This window comes from Curtobacterium sp. MCBD17_021, from assembly GCF_003234525.1.
Lineage (GTDB): Bacteria > Actinomycetota > Actinomycetes > Actinomycetales > Microbacteriaceae > Curtobacterium.
On the sequence record NZ_QKTS01000006.1, the window covers coordinates 153,584 to 173,141 of the forward strand.

The window sequence follows — 19,558 nt, forward strand, 5'->3', positions numbered from 1 at the left end:
CGCCGCTGCTACGCGGACTTCTCGACGCGCTTCGGTGCGGAGCGCGGCACGATCGTCGGTGCGGCGTTCTCGAGCACGGTGGCCCGGTTGATGACCACACGCGCCACGTCGTCGTCCGACGGGATGTCGAACATGATCGGCCCGAGGACCTCTTCCATGATCGCGCGGAGTCCACGGGCGCCGGTCTGGCGCAGGACGGCGAGGTCCGCGATGGCCTCGAGCGCGCCCTGGTCGAACTCCAGCTCGACGCCGTCGATCTGGAACATCCGCTGGTACTGGCGCACGAGGGCGTTCTTCGGCTCGGTCAGGATCTGCATGAGCGCGGCCTGGTCGAGCTTCGACACCGTGGTCACGACGGGCAGACGACCGATGAACTCCGGGATGAGCCCGAACTTGTGCAGGTCTTCGGGCAAGACGTCGGCGTACAGGTCCTGCTGGTCGAGCGGGCTGTGCAGCTGCGCGCCGAAGCCGATGCCGTGCTTGCCGACACGCGACGACACGATCTCCTCCAGCCCGGCGAACGCACCGGCGACGATGAACAGCACGTTCGTCGTGTCGATCTGGATGAACTCCTGGTGCGGGTGCTTCCGGCCGCCCTGCGGGGGGACCGAGGCGACCGTGCCCTCGAGGATCTTGAGCAGCGCCTGCTGCACGCCTTCACCGGAGACGTCCCGCGTGATCGAGGGGTTCTCGGCCTTCCGCGCGATCTTGTCGACCTCGTCGATGTAGATGATGCCGGTCTCAGCGCGCTTGACGTCGTAGTCGGCGGCCTGGATGAGCTTGAGGAGGATGTTCTCGACGTCCTCGCCGACGTAGCCGGCCTCGGTCAGGGCCGTGGCGTCGGCGACGGCGAACGGCACGTTGAGACGCTTCGCGAGCGTCTGTGCCAGGTAGGTCTTGCCGCAGCCGGTCGGCCCGATCAGCAGGATGTTCGACTTCGCGATCTCGACGTCGTCGCGATCCTCTGCGGCGGTGATCTGCCCCTGCGCCCGGACGCGCTTGTAGTGGTTGTAGACGGCGACCGCGAGGGCTCGCTTGGCCGGGTCCTGCCCGATGACGTACTCCTGCAGGAAGTCGAAGATCTCGCGCGGCTTCGGGAGGTCGAACTCACCGCTGCCGGTGTCCTCGCTCGCCTCGGCGAGGCGCTCTTCGATGATCTCGTTGCAGAGCTCGACGCATTCGTCACAGATGTACACGCCGGGACCGGCGATCAGCTGCTGCACCTGCTTCTGGCTCTTCCCACAGAAGGAGCACTTCAGGAGGTCGGCGCTCTCTCCGATGCGTGCCATGCTCTCGGCCTTCCCTGGTCGACGTGCGCCGCCAGTGCGGTACACGAGGTCGTCGTGTCACCGAGCCTAACCGCATCCGGCGACACAGAACGGGACCCCCGGCCGCGTTCGCCCACGGCGTCGCGGGCCTGGTAGCGTGGACCGCGTTGCTCTACAAGTTGTAGAGAACGGCTCCTGGAGGAACCATGCAGAAGCGCCTCGCCACCGGCGGCGTCGCGACCCTCGGTGTCGCCGCCGCGATCGTCCTCGGCTCCGCGGCATCGGCCAGCGCCCACGTCGGCGCGGAAGCCACCTCGACGGCGGCCAACTCGTACACCACGGTCACGTTCTCCGTCCCGCACGGCTGCGACGGATCCCCCACGACGAAGCTGCAGTTCCACGTGCCCGAGTCCGTGATCGAGGTCACGCCGACGGTCAACCCGAACTGGACGATCACGAAGGACACCGAGCCCTACGCCGCCGCCACCACCGCAGCGGGCGAGGACGAGTCCGAAGCAGCGGCCGAGCGCGTCACCAGCGTCACCTACACCGCGAAGACCCCGCTCCCCGCCGACGAGCGCGACACCTTCGCACTGTCGTTCGCGTTGCCCGACGGCAAGGCCGGCGACACCGTCGCCATGCCGGTCTCCCAGACCTGCGAAGAGGGCTCCACCGAGTGGGACCAGGCGACGACCGCCGGTGAGGCGGAACCGGAGCACCCGGCACCGGTCATCACGCTGACCGCAGCGGACGCGGCCGGCGAGCACGCACACGGGGCCACGGAGTCGACCGAGTCCGACGAGGCGGCGGCGACCACCGCCTCCAGTTCGTCCTCGTCCATGCCCGCCGACCCGGACCTGGTCGGCCGCTTCCTCGGCCTCGGCGGTCTCCTCCTCGGCGCCGTCGCGCTCGTCGTCTCCGTCGCCGCCTCGCGCCGCCGCGGCAGCAGCAAGTGACGTCCGGCACCACGAAGAGCCACTCCCGCCCGGCGCAGCCTCGGCGCCGGGCCGGGAGGCTCGGCGCCGCGTCCGCCGCTGTCCTCGCGATCGCGGGTGGTGCGGTCCTCGGCCTCGCCGCGCCCGCCAGCGCGCACAACTACCTCGTCTCGGCGACGCCGGCGGCCGACAGCACCCTGACCGAGCTGCCGGACACGTTCGCGATCACGACGAACGACCGGTTGCTCGACATCGGCGACACGGACTCCGGGTTCGCCATGCGCATCGTCGGCCCCGACGGGAAGTACTTCGAGGACGGCTGCGTCGACGTCGACGGTCCGACGATGTCCACCGCGGCGTCGCTCGGCGACCCGGGCGAGTACCAGGTGGAGTGGCAGATCATCTCCGCCGACGGCCACACCGTCTCGGACGCGTACGACTTCACCTGGGATGCCCCGGCCGGGCTCTCCCCCGCCGAGGGTTCGGCGACACCCCCGGCCTGCGCCACCGCCGGCGACGGGTCGTCCGCTGCCGCGACCACGACGGGGTCGGAGTCGGGCGAGTCCTCGTCGACCACCTCGGACGCGCTGTGGATCGGCGCCGGCGGGCTCGTCGTCGTCGCCGCGGTCGTCGCCGTCCTGCTGCTCGTCCGTCGTCGCCCGGCGCCGTCCGCCGACGACCCCGACGAGGGCTGACGCCGCGCAGCTCCGCTGCAGCGTGACGCCTGCTGTCCTGGCCGCTCCGCACGCCGTAGACACGACGACGGCCCCGCACCGATGAGGTGCGGGGCCGTCGTCGTCCGAGCGCTACTTGACGAGCGCCGGCAGGTTCTTGCGGCTGGTGAGGACCTGGTCGATCAGGCCGTACTCCACGGCTTCCTGCGCGGACATGATCTTGTCGCGCTCGATGTCGTGGTTGATCTCCTCCGGCGTCTTGTTGGAGTGCTTCGACAGGGTCTCCTCGAGCCAGGTGCGCATGCGGAGGATCTCCGCCGCCTGGATCTCGATGTCGGACGCCTGACCGCCACCCTGCTGGGTCGCGGGCTGGTGGATGAGCACACGGGCGTTCGGGAGCGCGAGACGCTTGCCCGGGGTACCACCGGCGAGGAGCACCGATGCGGCCGAGGCAGCCTGGCCGAGGCAGACCGTCTGGATCTGCGGACGGATGTACTGCATCGTGTCGTAGATCGCCGTCATCGCGGTGAACGAGCCACCGGGCGAGTTGATGTACATCACGATGTCGCGGTCGGGGTCCATCGACTCGAGCACGAGGAGCTGGGCCATGACGTCGTCGGCCGACGCGTCGTCGACCTGGACGCCGAGGAACACGATGCGGTCCTCGAAGAGCTTCGCGTACGGGTCCTGGCGCTTGTAGCCGTAGGCCGTGCGCTCCTCGAAGCTCGGGAGGATGTACCGATCAGTGGGGGCCGGGACGTTCTGCGCGCCACCGAGCATGGGGAGATGCATTCTCGTTTCCTTTTCTTCGGTGGGGATCAGGACTGGGCGTCGGGCTCGGCGGCCGGGGTCGGCGTCTCGCCGTCGCTGACCGTGCCGCCACCACCGATGACCTCGGCGGACGAAGCACGCAGGTGGTCGACGAAGCCGTACTCGAGGGCTTCCTGCGCCGTGAACCAGTTGTCACGGTCGTTGTCCTTGAGGATCTGCTCGATCGACTTGCCGGTCTGCTCAGCCGTGAGCTCGGCCATCCGCTGCTTCATGTCGAGGATGACCTTCGCCTGCGTCTGGATGTCGGCGGCGGTACCACCGAACCCACCCGACGGCTGGTGCAGGAGCACGCGCGCGTTCGGCGTGATGTAGCGCTTGCCGGGCGTGCCGGACGAGAGCAGGAACTGCCCCATCGAGGCGGCGAGGCCGATGCCCACCGTGACGATGTCGTTCGGCACGAACTTCATCGTGTCGTAGATCGCCATGCCGGCGGTGATCGAGCCACCGGGCGAGTTGATGTAGAGGTAGATGTCCTTCTCAGGGTCCTCGGCGGCGAGGAGCAGCAGCTTGGCTGCGATCTCGTTCGAGTTGTCGTCGCGGACCTCGGAGCCGAGCCACACGATCCGGTCTCTCAGAAGGCGGTCAAAAACACTGGGGTTCAGTGTTGCTTCGGCCATGGAAAAGCTCCCGTTCAGTTGTCGCTTGTTGTCGAACTTATCGGTTGCAACGCACGTGGTCTCGTGTGTTCGCTGTCGGCGGTCAGGCAGACCGGGAACACGGTCGGAACGTGTGGGAAAGCGAACGGGAGGCACGGTGCCAGCTGGCTCCGTGCCTCCCGTTCGTGAGGATGGTCGCGACTACTTCGCGTCGGCCTCGGCCGACTCGTCGTCGGTCTCGTCTGCGTCGTCGCCCTGGGCGACACCCGCGGTGAACGCGGAGAGGTCGACCGGGTTGCCGGCGGTGTCCTTCACGGTGACCTTCGACAGGACCGTGGCGACGGCCTTCGAACGAGCGACCTCGCCGACCATGCCGGGGATCTGGCCGTTCTGGTCGATGACCTTGATGAACTCGGCGGGCTCCATGCCGTACTGCGCAGCGGCCTGGATGAGGTACTGCGTGAGCTCCTCCTGCGAGACCTGGATCTGCTCCTTTTCGGCGATGGAGTCGAGCAGGATCTGCGAACGGAACGCCGTCTCGCTGGACTCGGCGACCTCCTTGCGGTGCTCGTCGTCCTCGAGACGGTTCTCCTGCTCGAGGTGACGGTGCACCTCGTCCTCGATGAGCTTCTCGGAGATCGGGATGTTCACCGACTCGAGGAGCTGCTCGACGAGCTTGTCGCGAGCGGCAGCGCCCTGGCCGAAGGTCTTCGACTTGGCGATCTGCTCCTTGAGGTCGGCCTTGAGCTCGTCGAGCGTGTCGAACTGGCTCGCGATCTGGGCGAACTCGTCGTCGGCCTCGGGGAGCTCGCGCTCCTTGACGGCGGTGACGGTCACGGCGATCTGGGCGGTCTCGCCCTCGTGGTCGCCACCGACGAGCTTCGACTCGAAGGTGGTGGACTCGCCGGCGGTGAGCGACTCGAGTGCCTCGTCGATGCCCTCGAGCAGGTCGCCCGAGCCGATCTCGTAGGAGACGCCGGTGGCCGAGTCGACCTCGTCGTCACCGATGGTGGCGGTGAGGTCGAGTTGCGCGAAGTCGCCGGTCTTCGCCGGACGGTCGACGGTCACGAGGGTGCCGAAGCGCGTGCGGAGGTTCTGCAGTTCCTCGTCGATCTCCTCGTCGGAGACCTCGACCGCGTCCACCTCGATCTCCATGGAGCCGTAGTCGGGCAGGTCGAACTCGGGACGGACGTCGACCTCGAAGGTGAGGACGAGGTCGCCGGAGAAGTCCTTGACGTTCGGGAGCTCGGCGACGTCGGCCTCGGCACGGCCGAGGATGCGCAGCTCCTGCTCGTCCACCGCCTGGCGGTAGAAGGTGTCGATCGCGTCGCCGACGGCGTGGTTCAGGACCTCGCCCCGACCGACACGCTGGTCGACGATCGCCGGCGGGACCTTGCCCTTGCGGAAGCCGGGGATGTTGATCTGCTCGGCGATGTGCTTGTACGCGTGGTCGATGCTCGGCTTGAGATCTTCCGGCGTCACGTTCACGGTGAGCTTGACGCGGGTGTCGCTCACCTTGTCGACGGTGCTGGTGGCCAAGGGATGTTCTCCTGTTGGTTGACGTTCGATGTGACCTGGTCGGGGCGACAGGATTTGAACCTGCGACCTCCCGCTCCCAAAGCGGGCGCTCTACCAAGCTGAGCTACGCCCCGGTACGAGGGCCAGGATCGTCGTGTGCGCCTGTTGACGCGCGGGCAGGACGAGTCCGGCCCCACGACCTCGATGAGTCTAGCGGGCTCGCGATGCGCGATCCCCGGTAGGACCCTCGGTTGTGGGAAGTCAGTCGTCCGCGGACTTCCGCAGGCCCCGACGCCACCGCACCCCGACGACGACCTGCACCGCCAGCGCCGCGACCCCGAGCAGCAGACCGACGACGATCCGCCAGACGTGCAGGAGCGCGTGCCACGGCTGCGCATGCGGGTCGCCGAACAGCTCCGGTCGCAGGGACAGCACCACCGCCGCGACGGCGACGAGCACGAAGGACAGCACCCGGGAGCGCTTGATCGTGCGCTGCGACGACTCATCGGGCGGCGGCAGGATCATGGCGGTGTCGATCGTCCGGTATGGTGGTGGGGCTGCGACTCGTGCGCAGCTGCGGGGATGTAGCTCAATGGTAGAGCCCCAGTCTTCCAAACTGGCTACGCGGGTTCGATTCCCGTCATCCCCTCCGAAGAAGCACGCTGTACCCCGATGGTCCACATTCCCGGGGACTACCGTGGCGCTGGCCGGAAGGACGTCGACCGCGCGGAGCACTCCGCTGCCGTGAGGATCGACGGCGGCGCAACCATGTCACGAGTCCGCACGGCCGTCCGGTCCGCCGTCACGCTCCCCGCCCGCGTCGGACGCGTGAGCGAGTTCCTCTTCCGTCGTTCCGACGCCGCCTGGGACGTGTACCCGGACGACCCCGCGGAGGGGACCGTCACCGGTCCGGACGTCGGCCGGGTCTGCTTCGTCGGTGAGCGCGGCGAGCTCTCCCTCGGCGTGCGCACCCACGAGCTGTCCCTCCCGGCGTTCTTCGCCCGACACCGCGCGACACGACATGGCCGCGGGACGTCCTGGTCGATCGCGAGCGCGCCGTCGTCGAGCGTGCGGGACCTGCCCTCCGTGGTGGACGGACACCGGGAGCACCTGCGGGCGTGCGAGCTCGTCGTCCTCATGGTCGGCATCACCGACGCCCTGCGGGTGATGTCGCCGCGCAGCTGGGAACGGCACCTCCGCGAGACCCTCGCCGCGCTCCTCGAAGCACTCCCGCCCGGCGCCCGGGTCCTCGTCGGTGCGATCCCGCCCCTCGACAACGCGGGCAGCCTCTCCCGGCCCGCACGGATCGCCGCAGGTGCGCACGGGCGGGAACTGAACCGCCGGTCGTGCGCCGTGGCAGCGGACCGCCCGCGGGTCGACGTCGTCGGCTTCCCGGAGGAGCTGACCCGGTCGGTGTGGCGCCCGGAGGCGGAGGAGCACCGGTACCGCGACACGTACGACGTGTGGGGCGCCCACCTCGCGGCCCACGCCTGACGTCGTCCCCACTCGGCACCGCCCCGGCCTCAGGGCTCCGCCACGGCCCACCCCGCGAGAGCCGCGTCGACGAGCTCCGCGACGAGGTCCTCGTACGGCAGGCCGACCGCCGCGTACATGCGGGGCACCTGCGACTGCTCGGTGAAGCCCGGGGTGGTGTTCACCTCGTTCAGCACGATGCCGGCCGCCGTGACGAAGAAGTCGAACCGCGCGACCCCGGAACACCCGAGCGCCGCGTAGAGGACCCGCGCCGCCCGGTCCACGGCGGCGTGCTCGGCCGGTGACACCCGTGCCGGGAGGGTGAACGCCGCGGTGCCGTCGTACTTCCGGTCCCGGTCGAACACCCCGTCGGCGGCGACACCGATCTCGAGCGTCGCCCCCGCGCGCAGGAGCCCGTCGCGGTCGCGGAAGAGTGCGATGTCGACCTCGCGCCCGGTGACGAAGGACTCGACGAGCACGTCACCGCCCGCGGCGCGTGCCGTCTCGACCGCCCCGCCGTAGGCATACGCGGCGGCGACCCGGGTCACCCCGTTGCTCGAGCCTCCCGTCGTGGGCTTGACGACCAGCGGGAGGTCGAGCGGAGGCTCCCCCACGTCGTCGCCGGGCCGGACGAGGACCGCCGGTGCGGTGGTGATCCCCGCGGCCTCCGCGAGGAGCTTCGTCACCCACTTGTCCATCGCCAGGGCGCCGGCACGCACCGGTGACCCGACGAAGGGCACACCGAGCATCGTGAGCAGGCCCGCGACCGCGCCGTCCTCACCGTCGACGCCGTGCAGCAGCGGCAGTGCGACGTCGCACCGGGTGAGGTGACGGACCGCGTCGGCGGTGGGCAGGGCCTCCCGTCCCGTACCGTGCCAGCGGCCGTCCCGGCCGACGGTCAGTGCGAGGACCTCGTGGCCGTTCGCGCGGACCGCGCGGACCGCGGCGGCGGCGGAGGCGAGCGAGACGTCGTGCTCGTCGCTGCGACCGCCGCCGATGACCGCGATCCGTCTCCTGGTGTGCTCAGACATGCTGTTCCTCCTGGGTCGTGCCGACGTGTGTGGTCCGGTGGACCCGTGCGACGCGGCTGCCGATGTGGGTGACGACCTCGTGCGGGATGGTCGATGCCCAGCGCGCCCATTCCGCGACCGTCGGTTCGCCGTCCTGCCCCGGCCCGAACACCGTGGCGACGGCACCCGGTCGGACGTCGTCGTCGCCGGTGTCGACGACGAGCATGTCCATCGAGAACCGGCCCACCACGGGACGGCGGCGCCCGGCGAGCAGGACTTCCGCACGGTGTCCCGCCGCCCGAGGCAGACCGTCGCCGTAGCCGAGCGGGAGGAGCGCGAGGGTGGTGTCGCGGGGCGTGGTGAACTCGTGGCCGTAGCCGACGCCGGATCCGGCCCGGACCGCACGGGTGGCGACGACCCGCGTCCGCAACGTGAGCGCGGGCCGGAGGACCTCGGTCGTCCCCGACGGGTCGATGCCGAACAGGCCGGCTCCGATCCGGTGGACGCCGTACCCGTCGCCCACCCCGGTCAGGGTGGCGGCCGTCGCAGCGAGGTGCGCCACAGCTGGCCTGAGCGCACGCCGTCGTGCCGTCCGCAGTGCGGACGCGAACACGAGACGCTCGCGGACGTTCTGCGGGTCGTCGGGTCGCTCGGCGCAGGACATGTGCCCCATGACGCCGACGACCCGCACGTCGCCGGTGCCCTCGGCCTCGCGGGCGAGGGCGCACAGGGCGGGCCAGTCGGTAGGCGGGCACCCGTCGCGGGCCATGCCGACGTCGACGTACAGGTGCACGCGGGCCCGGCGACCGACGGTGTGCGCGGCGCGGGCGACGGCGTGCAGCACGCCAGCGTCCGCCACGGCGAGGTCGACGTCCGCGAGCACCGCCGTGGTGAAGTCCGCGTCGACGGGGTTGAGCCAGCTGAGCACGGGGACGTCGACGCCCTCGCTCCGGACGGCGAGTGCCTCGGCGATCGAGGTCACCCCGATGGACCGTGCCCCGGCGCCGATCACGGCCCGGGCGAGGGGACCGTGCCCGAAGGCGTCGGCCTTGAGCACGGCCATGAGCCGTCCGCCGGTCCGTCCGGCGAAGAACGCGGTGTTCGTGCGGACGGCGTCCTCGTGGACGACGAGCTCCGACACGGGACGGCCGGTCACGGCTGCATCCGCGGGTCCTGCGTCGGGTCGACGAACATCTGCGGGCACCCCGACGCGCGTGCCTCGGGTCGGAGCTCGAAGTGCCAGCCCTCGTTGGCGTAGATCTGGCACAACCCGTGGGTGGCCCCGTGGTCGGACAGCCACGTCGCCGCGTCCCACGAGCCGATGTCCACCGCGTCGCCCCGGACGTGCGCCGACGTGGTCGGGGTCGCCACCCAGCGCGCTGCCTCACCGATCGAGCCGTACTCGTCGACCGCGTCCCGGAGGAGCTGCTCCTGGTACGCGGCCGAACGCCAACCGCTGTTGAGGACGAAGGTGACGTCGTCGCCGGCGGCGTCCCGTGCCGCGTCCCGGACGGCGGCGAGGAGCGCGGGGTCGAGCCGGGTCACGGCGGGGAGCGTGTCGTCGAACACCGAGGCGTCGGACGGGGTCTCGCCGCCGGCCCGGCCCGTCGCCGAGGACACGGACACGCCGTTCCCGGCGCCCGGGCTCGCGGAGGCCGTGGACCGGACCGCGCACCCCGCCAGCAGGACGGTGAGCACGAGCAGGACGACGAGGGTGAGCCCCGGCACGAGGACAGGACGGCGACGACGAGCGGCGCGGTCGGGGTGGTCGGCGTGGCCGGGGTGGTCGGAGCGCGGTGGACGGGGGCGGCTGACGGGGAAGGACATGTGGACGATGCTCGAGCGCCGCGTGTTGCCACCGCGTATGCGTTCCCGCATACGCTCCCGATACCCCCGTGCTCGTACCATCGACCCGTGCGCGTGTTGATCCTCGAGGACGAGCCGTTGCTGGCCGAGGCGGTCCGCGACGGGCTCCGGCTCGAGGCGATCGCGAGCGACGTGGCTGGAGACGGTGACACCGCCCTCGAACTGCTCAGCGTCAACACGTACGACGTCGCGGTGCTCGACCGGGACGTCCCCGGGCCGTCCGGGGACGAGGTCGCTGCGCACCTGGTCGCCTCCGGCAGCGGGACGCCGATCCTCATGCTGACGGCAGCCGACCGGTTGGACGACAAGGCCTCCGGGTTCGCCGTGGGCGCGGACGACTACCTGACGAAGCCGTTCGACCTCCGCGAGCTCGTGCTGCGACTCCGGGCGCTGGCCCGGCGCCGGACACCCCATCGCCCGCCGGTCCTGGAGTTCGGGGGCCTGCGCATCGACCCGTTCCGCCGCGAGGTGGTCCGGGACGGTCACTTCGTCGCCGTCACCCGGAAGCAGTTCGCGGTGCTCGAGGTCCTGGTGGCCGCCGCCGGCGGCGTCGTGAGCGCCGAGGACCTGCTCGAACGTGCGTGGGACGAGAACGCCGACCCGTTCACGAACGCCGTCCGCATCACCGTGTCCACCCTGCGGAAGCGGCTCGGCGAGCCGGAGGTCATCGTGACGGTCCCCGGCGTCGGGTACCGGATCGCCACCTCCACGGCCGAGGAGGCCCGCCCATCGTGACGAGACCCGCCGGCACGAGCGTGCGCGTGCGGCTCACGATCAGCTACGCGGCGGTCGTCGTCGTGACCGGCGTCGTCCTGCTCGGCGTCGTCTGGCTGTTCCTGCTGCGCTACGTCCCCGCCGAACAGATCTCCCTGCAGTCGGGCTCCGTGCCGAACCGGACCGACCTCGTCCGCGCCTTCGTCCCGCGCGCGGTCACCGCACTCGTCGTCCTGCTGGTGGCGGGCCTCCTGGGCGGGTGGGTGCTCGCCGGACGGGTGCTCGCGCCGCTGGCCAGGTTGCGCACCGCCGCCAGGCTCGTCGGGACCGGGTCCCTGGCGCACCGGGTGCGTCTGCCCGGCCGCGACGACGAGTTCCGGCAGCTGGCGGACGCGTTCGACACGATGCTCGACCGCCTCGAGGCACACGTCGAGGCGCAGGAGCGCTTCGCCGCGAACGCCTCGCACGAACTCCGCACCCCGCTGGCGATCACGCGGACCGTGCTGGAGGTCGCCCGCGACGACCCGGACCACGACCACGCGGCGCTCCTGGACCGACTGCTGTCCGTGAACACCCGCGCGGTGGACCTGACCGAGGCGCTGCTGCTGCTCAGCCGCGCGGGTCGTCGACCGTCGGCGCGGGCGTCCGTCGACCTCTCCCTCGCGGCCGAGGAGGCCACCGAGGCGCTGCTCCCGCTCGCCGAGGCACGCAGGATCGCCCTCGAGGTGACGGGCACGACCGCCCACGCGCTCGGGGTCCCGGCCCTCCTGCTGCAACTCGTCACGAACCTCGTCCACAACGCGATCGTGCACAACGCCGAGCCGACGGCGCCCGGAGACAGGCGTTCCGTCCGCGTGACGACGGCGACCGAGGTCCTGCACGGCGAAGCCGCGGCGATCCTCGTCGTGGAGAACACCGGGCCGGTCCTCGCGCCCGGACTCGTCGCGACCCTGACCGAGCCGTTCCAACGCGGGACCGCCCGGGTGCACCAGGACCAGGCCGGCGCCGGACTCGGTCTGGCGATCGTGGACGCCGTCGTCCGCGCGCACGAGGGGGTGCTCCGCCTCGACCCGCGCGCGGGCGGGGGGCTCGTCGTGACGGTCCGGCTGCCGGCTGCGGGGGCTCCCCCGAGCCGGTAGGCGAGGGGCAGGCCGGCTCAGCCCAGCAGCGCGCGCAGGGCGGCGACGTGCGCTCGGTACGCGCGCCGACCCTCCGGGGTGAGGGCGAGCCACGTCCTGACGCGGCCGTTGCCCGTGGGTTTGCTCACCGTGAGGTAGCCGGCCGACTGGAGCACCTTCACGTGCTTGCTCGTCACCGAGTCACTCGCACCGAGCGCGTCGCGGACGACCGAGAACTCGGCCTGGTCGAGCGGGTCGAGGAAGGCGCAGATCTGCAGACGGTTCGGCGCGTGCACGACCTCGTCGAACGCCGGGGCGCTGCTCCCCGTCGTGCTGGGTGGCGTCTCCATCAGGAGCCCACCACGCGGCCACTCCGGAGCTCCGAGCGCAGGCGCGCGTCGAAGCGCCGGCCGAGGGCGACGATCCCGACGAAGAGGACAGCGGCGCACACCCACACCGGCCAGAGGAGACCCGTGGCGGCGTGCACGACCATGGCCGTGACCACCACGACGACCGCCGACACCCCCATCGCCACCGCCCAGCGCGTCGCGGCACCGGCCCGGTGTCCCGAGACCCAGACGCCGGTCCGGCGGCGGTAGACGGAGGCGAGTGTGGCGAGTCCGACGAAGAAGGCGATGAGGACCATCATCCGGACGATCGTGTCGCCGAGCGTGTAGCCGACGAGGTAGGCGGCGGCCAGCAGGCCGAGGGTCGGGTGGTACCACCAGGGGGTCACGAGGCGGTCGGCGACGGAGGCGCGGGTGGCGTCGACCGCGGCGAGCGCCTCGCGAGCGCGGGTCAGGTCCTGTTCGTTTTCCATGTCGGCAAGTCAATCACTTGCCGCAACGGAAAGTCAACCCAGCGGTGCCACCGGCGGATCGTCACGCAGCCGCTGGAACATGCGGTGGTCCTGCCACCGACCGGCCATCTCGCTCCCCTGACGACCGACGTGTTCGAGTACCCGGACCATCTCCAGCGTCACTCCGTCGGCGAAGCCCACGGGTCGGGTCCGGCCGGTCTCGACGAACCGATGGCGGGTGTAGAAGCGCCGCGCCGGAGTCCCGTGTTCGTACACGTAGAGCCGGAGGCGGTCCGCGCGCCGACCCGCCCAGTCCACGATGCCCCCGAGGAGGGCGTCAGCGACCCCGTGCGTCCGGCCTCGGAACGCCGGCGAGACGAAGACGCCGGTCAGGACCGGATCGATCCCGTCCTCGTCCCCGACCTGGGCGCTCATCATCCCGATCCAGCGGCCGGACCGGTCGTCGACCGCGGCGAGGCTGGTGGTGTCGACCCCCTGGCCGCGACGAGCGCGGAGGCGCCAGTCGTCCTCCGTCATGCCGAGGGTCGTCTCGAGGGTCGCCCCGTACGAGATCGGGTTGTCGGTCGCGTTCTCGATCCGGAGTTCGCGGACCAGTGGCCAGTCGTCCTCGACGGTGTGGCGGACGGTGAAGGCAGACCCCATGCGGATGACGGTACCGCCCCGGCGGTGGTGTCTCCTCGTCGTCCTAGGCTCGGGGCCATGGACGCCCTCCGGCCGATCGACATCGCGACCTGGCCTCGCCGCGAGCACTTCGAGCACTACCGCGACCGTGTTCCATGCACCTACGCGATGACCATCGACGTCGATGTCACCGAGCTGGTCGGCGCTCTGAACGGGACTCCGGTCCGGAGTTCCGTGGCGCAGATCTGGGCGCTGTCGACCGTTGTGAACCGGCACGACGAGTTCCGCATGGCGCTCGACGCGTCCGGGAACCCGGCGGTGTGGGACATCGTGCACCCGTCGTTCACGGTGTTCAACCCGGAGCGGGAGACGTTCGCGAGTGTGTGGACACCGCACCGCGAGGACTTCGCGACCTTCCACCGTGAAGCCGTCGACGTCCTCGACCAGTACCGCAAGGCGTCCTCGCTCTTCCCGCAGGACGACATGCCGCCGAACGTGTTCGACGTGTCGAGCATCCCGTGGGCGTCGTTCACCGGGTTCACGCTGGGCATCCGGGATGCGTGGGACCACCTGTCGCCGATCTTCACCATCGGCCGCTACCGGCGAACCGGGGACCGGGTCTTCCTGCCCCTGGCAGTCCAGATCCACCACGCGGCAGCGGACGGGTTCCACACGGCCCGTCTGGTCACCGAGTTGCAGGAGCTGTTGGCGTCAGCGCATTGGACCTCCGGAGCCGCCAGATGAGCCCATTCCGCTCTGATCGGCCGCGCCGAGAGGGATCGCGGGCTCGTGGGGCGGCACACCCGACTCCCGCGCGGCCGCGAGGTACGCCCGGTACACCGCTGCGTAGCGCTCCCGTGCCCGATCGGCCTGCTCCTGCATGAACGGACGCTCGACGTAGGTCTCGTACCCGATGGCCGGACGGGCGGCGTCCTCTGTGGTGACGGCGACCGACCACCGCCACACGTCCGCAGCGTCCGCACCGGCAGGCGCAGCACGCAGCACGACGTCGGGAACGAGCGCGATGGGCGGGCGCCGGTCCCGCGGTGCACGGAGGAGCTTTCCGAGCACCACGACGTGCCCGGACGTGAAGCCGATCGCCGAGCCGATGATCTGAGCGTCGAGGGTCCGACCCGCGACGATGACGGCCACCCCGAGGCCCGCCGTGGTCGTCAGGGCCAACAGCGCGATCGCGACCACCCACCCGAGCAAGTACCTCCGGCGCTCCGACCGTCGAACCGTCACCGGGTCGTACACCGCACGCCACCGCCGGGGTGTTTCGTCGCTGTGGCCGTCACGATCGACGTACACCGCGCCGTCGGGAGCGACGAACGCAGACGCGTCGGGCGAGCGTGGATCGATCACGGAGTCACTGTGCCACTGTCCCGCACCCCGCTCGCAACCGCGCCGGCGCTCATCGCGACGGTCCGGCGCGCAGGCCGCGGTCGAGGAAGTCGATCATCCACGTGAAGCTCTCGTCGACGTCCGTCCCCATCTGGAAACCGCCGGACGCCTCGAGCGTCGCGAAGCCGTGCAGCACGCTCCGGAGCATCCGGAGCGCGTGGACCTCGTCCGCCGGGTCGAGGCCGTAGTCGCGGAGGACGGCGGAGAACGACGACAGCGTCCGGTCGAGCGCGAGGGTGAGCGGGTCGTCGGCGTCCGCGGGGCGGGCACCGGTCGTGGCCGCGTAGCGACCGGGATGCTCACGCACGTACCGACGGACCGCACCGGCGGCGGCGGCGAGGGCGTCCCTCCCGGCTCGCCCCTGGGTTGCGTCCCGCAGCGCTTCGCTGAGTTCCGCGACCGCGACGACGGCGACGCGTCGGGTGAGGTCGGTGAGGCCGTCGACGTGCTTGTAGAGCGACGGCGCCCTGACGCCGAGCCGTTCCGCGACGGTGCTCATGCTCAGCTGCGCGAGGCCGTACTCGTCGGCGAGCGCGGCGGCGGCCTCGGTGACGACCGCCGCGTCGAGGCCGGCCCTAGGCACGGTCGTCCCCGGCGGGGATCGCGGCGAGGGTGCGGCCGAGGAACGGGAGCAGGAGGGCCAGGACCTCGGCCGGGGTCTCGGTGTGCGGGTAGTGCCCCGCTCCATCGATCACGGCGAGCTCGCCGAGGTCGGACGGCAGGTCGGCGAGGACCCGGCGTCCCTCGGCGGCGGGGTCGGCCCAGTCCGGATCGGCGCCACCCTCGACGACGAGGACGGGGCAGCGGACGTCCACGAGCCGGGCGCCGGCGTCGGCCGGGGAGGTCTTCGTCATGGCGTGGAGGACGGCCATGCGCTCGGGCTGCTGGAGCGTCTCCTCGATGCGGCGACGCTCCTCCGTCCAGTCCACGGGCTTGGTGTGCACCGCGATGTCGAGGTAGGCGAGCCAACCCGGCAGGCGGCCCGTCGTCATGACCTTGAGGAGCTGGAACGTCCCGGCGCGGTGCTGGTTCCGGTTGCGGAGGAACCCACCGAGGTCGAACGACTGCGCGCGGGTGAAGGGGGCGAGCTCGACGATGCCGGCGACGACGTCGGGTGCGTCCGCGGCGGCGATCGTGGCCGCGCCACCGCTGATCGACTGCCCGACGATGACGGCGGGCCCACCGAGGTGCCGGACGACGGCCACGAGGTCGGCGGCGATGTCGGCACGCTCGTAGCCGGACCAGGCGGTGCTCGAGTCCCCGCAACCGCGGATGTCGACGTTCGCGACCCGGTAGCCCGCGGCGACGAGCTCCGGGACGAGGAACCGGTACGAGTGGCGGCTGTCACCCATGCCGTGCGCGAGGACGACCAGCGGACCGGTGCCGCTGACCTCGACCGCGATCGTGCCGCCGTCGAGTGCGATGTGTTCGAGCATGAGCGACTCCTGGCTACGAGTGTTAGCTACAAGCTAATACCCGTAGCCGGGAAGTGTCAACACCCGGTCAGGACCGACTCCCGTCGGCAGCGATGCACTGCAGCTGCGTCAGTGTGACGGGTGTCACGGCCTCGAACGAGAGCGTCCCCGCGCTGACCCCGCCGGCGAACGGGAACACCCGCGTCTGCCCGCCCCAGACGAACTCCTCGTCCCGCGCGTCGAACTGATGGACCACGCGCCCGTCGGCGTCCCGCAGCACGATCCGCCACGATGCCGTGCCCGCCGCGTCCGCGGTCACCGTGACGAGCGATGCCGCCGCGACCGTGACCGGAACCACGACGGACTCCCCCGCGGCGAGCGACACGACGGTCGCTCCGGTGTCGTCCGTGAGCGGCGAGGCACCGACCGGCAGGACGTCGTCCGGGGTGTCCCGGTACCCGTGCAGCTCGGACGCCGAGGCCGGGCGCGTGTCCGCGGCCCACCCGACCGGTGTCTCCGACAGCGCGACGACGATCCGCGACGCCCCGACGACCACCGCGTGCGGGATGCTGATCGACCCCCACGGCTCGTCGTCGACCGTGACGGCGGCGATGAACCGGCCGGTACCGGTGGTCTCGATGACGGTGGACGAACCACTCCCCAGCGGACGCAGCACCGTCCGCCGGACCGACGGCGGCACGAGCACGTAGGTGCCGGTCGACGGCGCCAACGGGTAGAGCCCGATCGTCGCGAACACGTACCAGGCGCTCATCTCGCCGTTGTCCTCGTCGCCGGGGTACCCCTGGCCGAGGTCGGAGCCGACAAACAGCCGGTCGAGGCACTCGCGGACGATGCGGTGCGCGTCGTCGTGCCGTCCGGTGAACATCGGGAAGAACGGGATGTGGTGCGCCGGCTGGTTCGACAGTCCGAGCATGCCCATGCGGATGTCCCGCGCCTCGGTCATCTCGTGGATCGCGAACCCGTACGACCCGGAGCGGTCCGTCGCGCCGGTCTCCCGACGCTCGGTGAACCGGTCGAAGGCGGCGTCGAAGGCGACCGGCCCGCCGTGCAGGTCGACGACACCGGCCCCGTCGTGCGGCGCGGTGAACATCGTGCCCCACGCGTTCGTCTCGGTGTAGTCGCTCCCCCACACGTCGGGGTCGAAGTCCTCGGCAGCGCGCCACGCTCCGTCCGGTGTCCGGCCGATGAAGAACCCGCGCTCCCGGTCGAAGACGTTCCGGTACTGCAGGGACCGGCGGGCGAACCACTCGTGCTCGGCCCGGTACCGCGCCTCGCCGGCCGCGTCGCCCGCAGCCGCGGCACGCTCCGCCATCACCCGCGCCAGGACGGCGACACCCCAGTCGTTGATGGCTGCGTCGAGGGTCCACGACATCCCCTCGCCGGTCGCCGTGTCGACGTACCCGCGGAACAGCCCCGGGAGGCTCCCCTTCCGCCCGACCCGTCGGTCGCGTACGGGGACGGTCGCGTTCCGCACCGCCGACCGGTAGGCCTGCTCGACGTCGAACCCGTCGACGCCCTTGGCCACGAGGTCGGCGAAGACCGTGTCGCTCGTGGTGCCGGTCATGACGTCCTCGGCGCCGGGGGCGCTCCAGCGCGGGGTCCAGCCGCCGTCGGCGAAGTGTCCGACCACGCCCTCGGCGAGGTCGGCCGCCGTGTCCGGGGTGAGGAGCGCGAGCAACGGCCAGGCAGTGCGGTAGGTGTCCCAGAACCCGTTCGTCGTGGTCAACGGTCCGTTGACGACCTCGGGGCCGGGCTCGTCGCGGATCGGCTCGGACAAGACGTCGCCGTACGGGGAACGGTGGCGCGGTGTCCCGTCCAGGGCACTCTCCCCCGCGCGCGTCGGGTAGAGGAACGCCCGGTACAGGCCGGAGTACAGGGACACGAGCTGGTCCTCGGTGGCGCCCTCGACCTGGAGCACGTCGAGTTCGGCGACCCACCGGTCCTCGGCGTGCTCGCGCATCGCGTCGAAGTCGCCCGCTGCACGCAGGTTCGCGACGGCGTCCTCGGCGGAGACGGTGGAGATGCCGAGCAGCACGTCGGTGTCCCCGGCGACCTCGATCCAGCCGCGGAGCTCGCCGTCGACGAACGTCGTGTGCTCCGCGACGGCGTTCGCGATCCGCACGTGGACGTGGTGCGGCGGTGTCTCGGCGCGGTCGTCGAGCAGGGCGGCGACCACGGCGGTGCCGTCCTCGAGCCGGACCGAGCACGAGCGGAGCACGCCGTGGTGGTCGAGCACGACGCTGCGGACACCGGTGAACCGCCACGCCAGGGCGAACTCCCCCGCGGTCATCTCCGCGGTGACGCCCTCGTCGAGGGTGACCCGGTACCGGTGCGGGCCGTCGAGCTCGTCGACGTGGTCGAACCCGAGCGCGCGGGCCACCCGGTCGACGTCGGGCTCGGCGAGCGGCGACGGCATGACCTGGAACACCCCGCGGTCGGCCATCCACGGCGAGGGCAGGTGGCTCGTCGCGAACGCCTGGATCGCGGGCCGGTTGTCGCTCGGCCGGTTGTGCTCCTGGTAGGCGTACGGCCACCGGTTGTCGGACGCGTTCGTCATCGGCAGGCCGAACACCCCGCCGTGCGGGAGTCCGACGAGCGGGGCGTTGTTCCCGCGCGAGAACGTACCCGACGAGTGCGTCCCCCGGGTGGTGCGGACGTGGTCGAGCGGGCGACAGCCAGGAGGCACGGCGCCGGTCCTGAGACCGGCCGGCTCGATGCGGACGTCGTCCAGCCAGCCGCGCACGGCGCTGTCTGACCCGTCGACGGTCGCTGGCCGGTCTGCCCTCCCGAGCCGAGCCTCCAGGCGGTCCACCACCCGGCCGGCGACCGCCGACAGGTCGACGGTCCGCCGGTTCCACTGGTCGACCCACTGCTTGCGGGCGTCGTCCTGCGCCTCGGGTTTGACCGCGTCCCCGTACTGGTCGCGTGCACCGCCCTCGCTCAGGCGGGTGCCGTCGGTGAAGACGACGTCGAGTGCGAACGCCGTGGCGGCCCAGAACCGGTCGAGGTCCGAGACACCCGGTTCGGTCTGCCCCTCGGGCAGCGACCGCTCCGGGAACCAGACCCAGGTCAGGACGTCGGCGGGGCCGACCTCGCGTCCCGCGAACCCCGGGACGACCTGCACGGTCCCCCTCGGGTCGGTCTGTTCGACCAGGGTCGCCTGCTGGGAGACGAACCCGACCCCGTTCCGGGCCGCGACCGCGGTCACGGGACCGGTGTTCGTCGGGCTGTCAGTGGTCGGGCCGCCAAGGCGCTCGTCACTCATGGATCGATC

21 protein-coding genes and 2 tRNA genes are annotated in these 19,558 nt (G+C 71.4%); 7 read left to right on the forward strand and 16 right to left on the reverse strand.

Going from position 1 to position 19,558, the window contains the following annotated elements:
* Window positions 1-8 precede the first annotated feature (8 nt).
* Window positions 9-1,289, reverse strand: coding sequence for an ATP-dependent Clp protease ATP-binding subunit ClpX (gene clpX / locus DEI83_RS07785; RefSeq protein WP_111081236.1), 1,281 nt, complete (start codon window positions 1,287-1,289; stop codon window positions 9-11).
* Between the two features lie 185 nt (window positions 1,290-1,474).
* On the opposite strand from clpX, the gene DEI83_RS07790 reads away from it, so the two are divergent.
* On the forward strand, window positions 1,475-2,224 hold the full coding sequence (locus DEI83_RS07790) for a YcnI family protein (protein WP_111081238.1): 750 nt from the start codon (window positions 1,475-1,477) through the stop codon (window positions 2,222-2,224).
* Window positions 2,221-2,898 carry a copper resistance CopC family protein gene (locus DEI83_RS07795; RefSeq protein WP_111081240.1) on the forward strand — a complete coding sequence of 226 codons (678 nt, stop codon included), beginning with the start codon at window positions 2,221-2,223 and terminating at the stop codon, window positions 2,896-2,898. Before DEI83_RS07790 ends, DEI83_RS07795 begins: the two co-directional genes overlap by 4 nt.
* Before the next feature lie 111 nt (window positions 2,899-3,009).
* Here the strand turns inward: DEI83_RS07795 and DEI83_RS07800 are convergent, their stop codons facing one another.
* From DEI83_RS07800 to DEI83_RS07820, 5 genes are all read right to left on the reverse strand, one after another.
* Window positions 3,010-3,669 carry an ATP-dependent Clp protease proteolytic subunit gene (locus tag DEI83_RS07800; RefSeq protein ID WP_071257265.1) on the reverse strand — a complete coding sequence of 220 codons (660 nt, stop codon included), beginning with the start codon at window positions 3,667-3,669 and terminating at the stop codon, window positions 3,010-3,012.
* A gap of 26 nt (window positions 3,670-3,695) precedes the next feature.
* On the reverse strand, window positions 3,696-4,325 hold the full coding sequence (locus DEI83_RS07805) for an ATP-dependent Clp protease proteolytic subunit (RefSeq protein ID WP_111081241.1): 630 nt from the start codon (window positions 4,323-4,325) through the stop codon (window positions 3,696-3,698).
* A 180-nt stretch (window positions 4,326-4,505) separates the two neighbouring features.
* Complete coding sequence (gene tig / locus DEI83_RS07810; RefSeq protein ID WP_111081243.1) at window positions 4,506-5,843, reverse strand: trigger factor; 1,338 nt, start codon at window positions 5,841-5,843, stop codon at window positions 4,506-4,508.
* Between the two features lie 36 nt (window positions 5,844-5,879).
* Window positions 5,880-5,956, reverse strand: a tRNA-Pro gene (locus DEI83_RS07815).
* 127 nt (window positions 5,957-6,083) lie between these two features.
* On the reverse strand, window positions 6,084-6,347 hold the full coding sequence (locus tag DEI83_RS07820; RefSeq protein WP_111081245.1) for a hypothetical protein: 264 nt from the start codon (window positions 6,345-6,347) through the stop codon (window positions 6,084-6,086).
* A gap of 53 nt (window positions 6,348-6,400) precedes the next feature.
* Here DEI83_RS07820 and DEI83_RS07825 point away from each other — a divergent pair.
* Both DEI83_RS07825 and DEI83_RS07830 read left to right on the forward strand, forming a co-directional pair.
* Window positions 6,401-6,471 (forward strand) — tRNA-Gly (locus DEI83_RS07825).
* Window positions 6,472-6,590: 119 nt separating this feature from the next.
* Window positions 6,591-7,316, forward strand: coding sequence for a GDSL-type esterase/lipase family protein (locus DEI83_RS07830; RefSeq protein ID WP_111081334.1), 726 nt, complete (start codon window positions 6,591-6,593; stop codon window positions 7,314-7,316).
* Between the two features lie 29 nt (window positions 7,317-7,345).
* Here the strand turns inward: DEI83_RS07830 and DEI83_RS07835 are convergent, their stop codons facing one another.
* Genes DEI83_RS07835 through DEI83_RS07845 form a run of 3 tightly spaced genes read right to left on the reverse strand, consistent with a single transcriptional unit; the run spans window position 7,346 to window position 10,132 of the window.
* On the reverse strand, window positions 7,346-8,326 hold the full coding sequence (locus DEI83_RS07835) for an ATP-grasp domain-containing protein (RefSeq protein ID WP_111081247.1): 981 nt from the start codon (window positions 8,324-8,326) through the stop codon (window positions 7,346-7,348).
* On the reverse strand, window positions 8,319-9,461 hold the full coding sequence (gene alr / locus DEI83_RS07840) for an alanine racemase (protein ID WP_111081249.1): 1,143 nt from the start codon (window positions 9,459-9,461) through the stop codon (window positions 8,319-8,321). Before alr ends, DEI83_RS07835 begins: the two co-directional genes overlap by 8 nt.
* Window positions 9,458-10,132: a M15 family metallopeptidase gene (locus DEI83_RS07845; protein ID WP_111081337.1), complete on the reverse strand. Its 675-nt coding sequence runs from the start codon at window positions 10,130-10,132 to the stop codon at window positions 9,458-9,460. Before DEI83_RS07845 ends, alr begins: the two co-directional genes overlap by 4 nt.
* 87 nt (window positions 10,133-10,219) lie before the next feature.
* On the opposite strand from DEI83_RS07845, the gene DEI83_RS07850 reads away from it, so the two are divergent.
* Together DEI83_RS07850 and DEI83_RS07855 are read left to right on the forward strand one after the other, a co-directional pair.
* Window positions 10,220-10,906 carry a response regulator transcription factor gene (locus DEI83_RS07850; RefSeq protein WP_111081251.1) on the forward strand — a complete coding sequence of 229 codons (687 nt, stop codon included), beginning with the start codon at window positions 10,220-10,222 and terminating at the stop codon, window positions 10,904-10,906.
* Window positions 10,903-12,024: a HAMP domain-containing sensor histidine kinase gene (locus DEI83_RS07855; protein ID WP_111081253.1), complete on the forward strand. Its 1,122-nt coding sequence runs from the start codon at window positions 10,903-10,905 to the stop codon at window positions 12,022-12,024. The genes DEI83_RS07850 and DEI83_RS07855 overlap by 4 nt, the downstream gene beginning before the upstream one ends.
* Before the next feature lie 17 nt (window positions 12,025-12,041).
* Here the strand turns inward: DEI83_RS07855 and DEI83_RS07860 are convergent, their stop codons facing one another.
* Genes DEI83_RS07860 through DEI83_RS07870 form a run of 3 tightly spaced genes read right to left on the reverse strand, consistent with a single transcriptional unit; the run spans window position 12,042 to window position 13,465 of the window.
* On the reverse strand, window positions 12,042-12,353 hold the full coding sequence (locus DEI83_RS07860; protein WP_111081255.1) for a transcriptional regulator: 312 nt from the start codon (window positions 12,351-12,353) through the stop codon (window positions 12,042-12,044).
* A complete protein-coding gene (locus tag DEI83_RS07865) occupies window positions 12,353-12,823 on the reverse strand; it encodes a hypothetical protein (RefSeq protein WP_111081257.1) in 471 nt (156 codons plus the stop codon). The genes DEI83_RS07860 and DEI83_RS07865 overlap by 1 nt, the downstream gene beginning before the upstream one ends.
* Before the next feature lie 33 nt (window positions 12,824-12,856).
* A complete protein-coding gene (locus tag DEI83_RS07870; RefSeq protein ID WP_111081259.1) occupies window positions 12,857-13,465 on the reverse strand; it encodes a GNAT family N-acetyltransferase in 609 nt (202 codons plus the stop codon).
* A 57-nt stretch (window positions 13,466-13,522) separates the two neighbouring features.
* On the opposite strand from DEI83_RS07870, the gene catA reads away from it, so the two are divergent.
* Window positions 13,523-14,188, forward strand: a complete 666-nt coding sequence (gene catA / locus DEI83_RS07875) for a type A chloramphenicol O-acetyltransferase (protein WP_111081262.1) — start codon at window positions 13,523-13,525, stop codon at window positions 14,186-14,188.
* Here catA and DEI83_RS07880 read toward each other — a convergent pair.
* The 4 genes from DEI83_RS07880 to DEI83_RS07895 form a co-directional block, all read right to left on the reverse strand.
* On the reverse strand, window positions 14,156-14,809 hold the full coding sequence (locus DEI83_RS07880) for a hypothetical protein (protein ID WP_146243268.1): 654 nt from the start codon (window positions 14,807-14,809) through the stop codon (window positions 14,156-14,158). The two genes, catA and DEI83_RS07880, sit on opposite strands and share 33 nt — an antisense overlap.
* Before the next feature lie 49 nt (window positions 14,810-14,858).
* The gene (locus tag DEI83_RS07885) at window positions 14,859-15,431 is read right to left on the reverse strand and encodes a TetR/AcrR family transcriptional regulator (protein ID WP_111081266.1); all 573 of its coding nucleotides are present in this window, start codon (window positions 15,429-15,431) and stop codon (window positions 14,859-14,861) included.
* Window positions 15,424-16,284, reverse strand: coding sequence for an alpha/beta fold hydrolase (locus DEI83_RS07890; protein WP_111081268.1), 861 nt, complete (start codon window positions 16,282-16,284; stop codon window positions 15,424-15,426). The genes DEI83_RS07885 and DEI83_RS07890 overlap by 8 nt, the downstream gene beginning before the upstream one ends.
* Window positions 16,285-16,351: 67 nt before the next feature.
* Complete coding sequence (locus DEI83_RS07895) at window positions 16,352-19,549, reverse strand: GH92 family glycosyl hydrolase (RefSeq protein ID WP_111081271.1); 3,198 nt, start codon at window positions 19,547-19,549, stop codon at window positions 16,352-16,354.
* Window positions 19,550-19,558 lie beyond the last annotated feature (9 nt).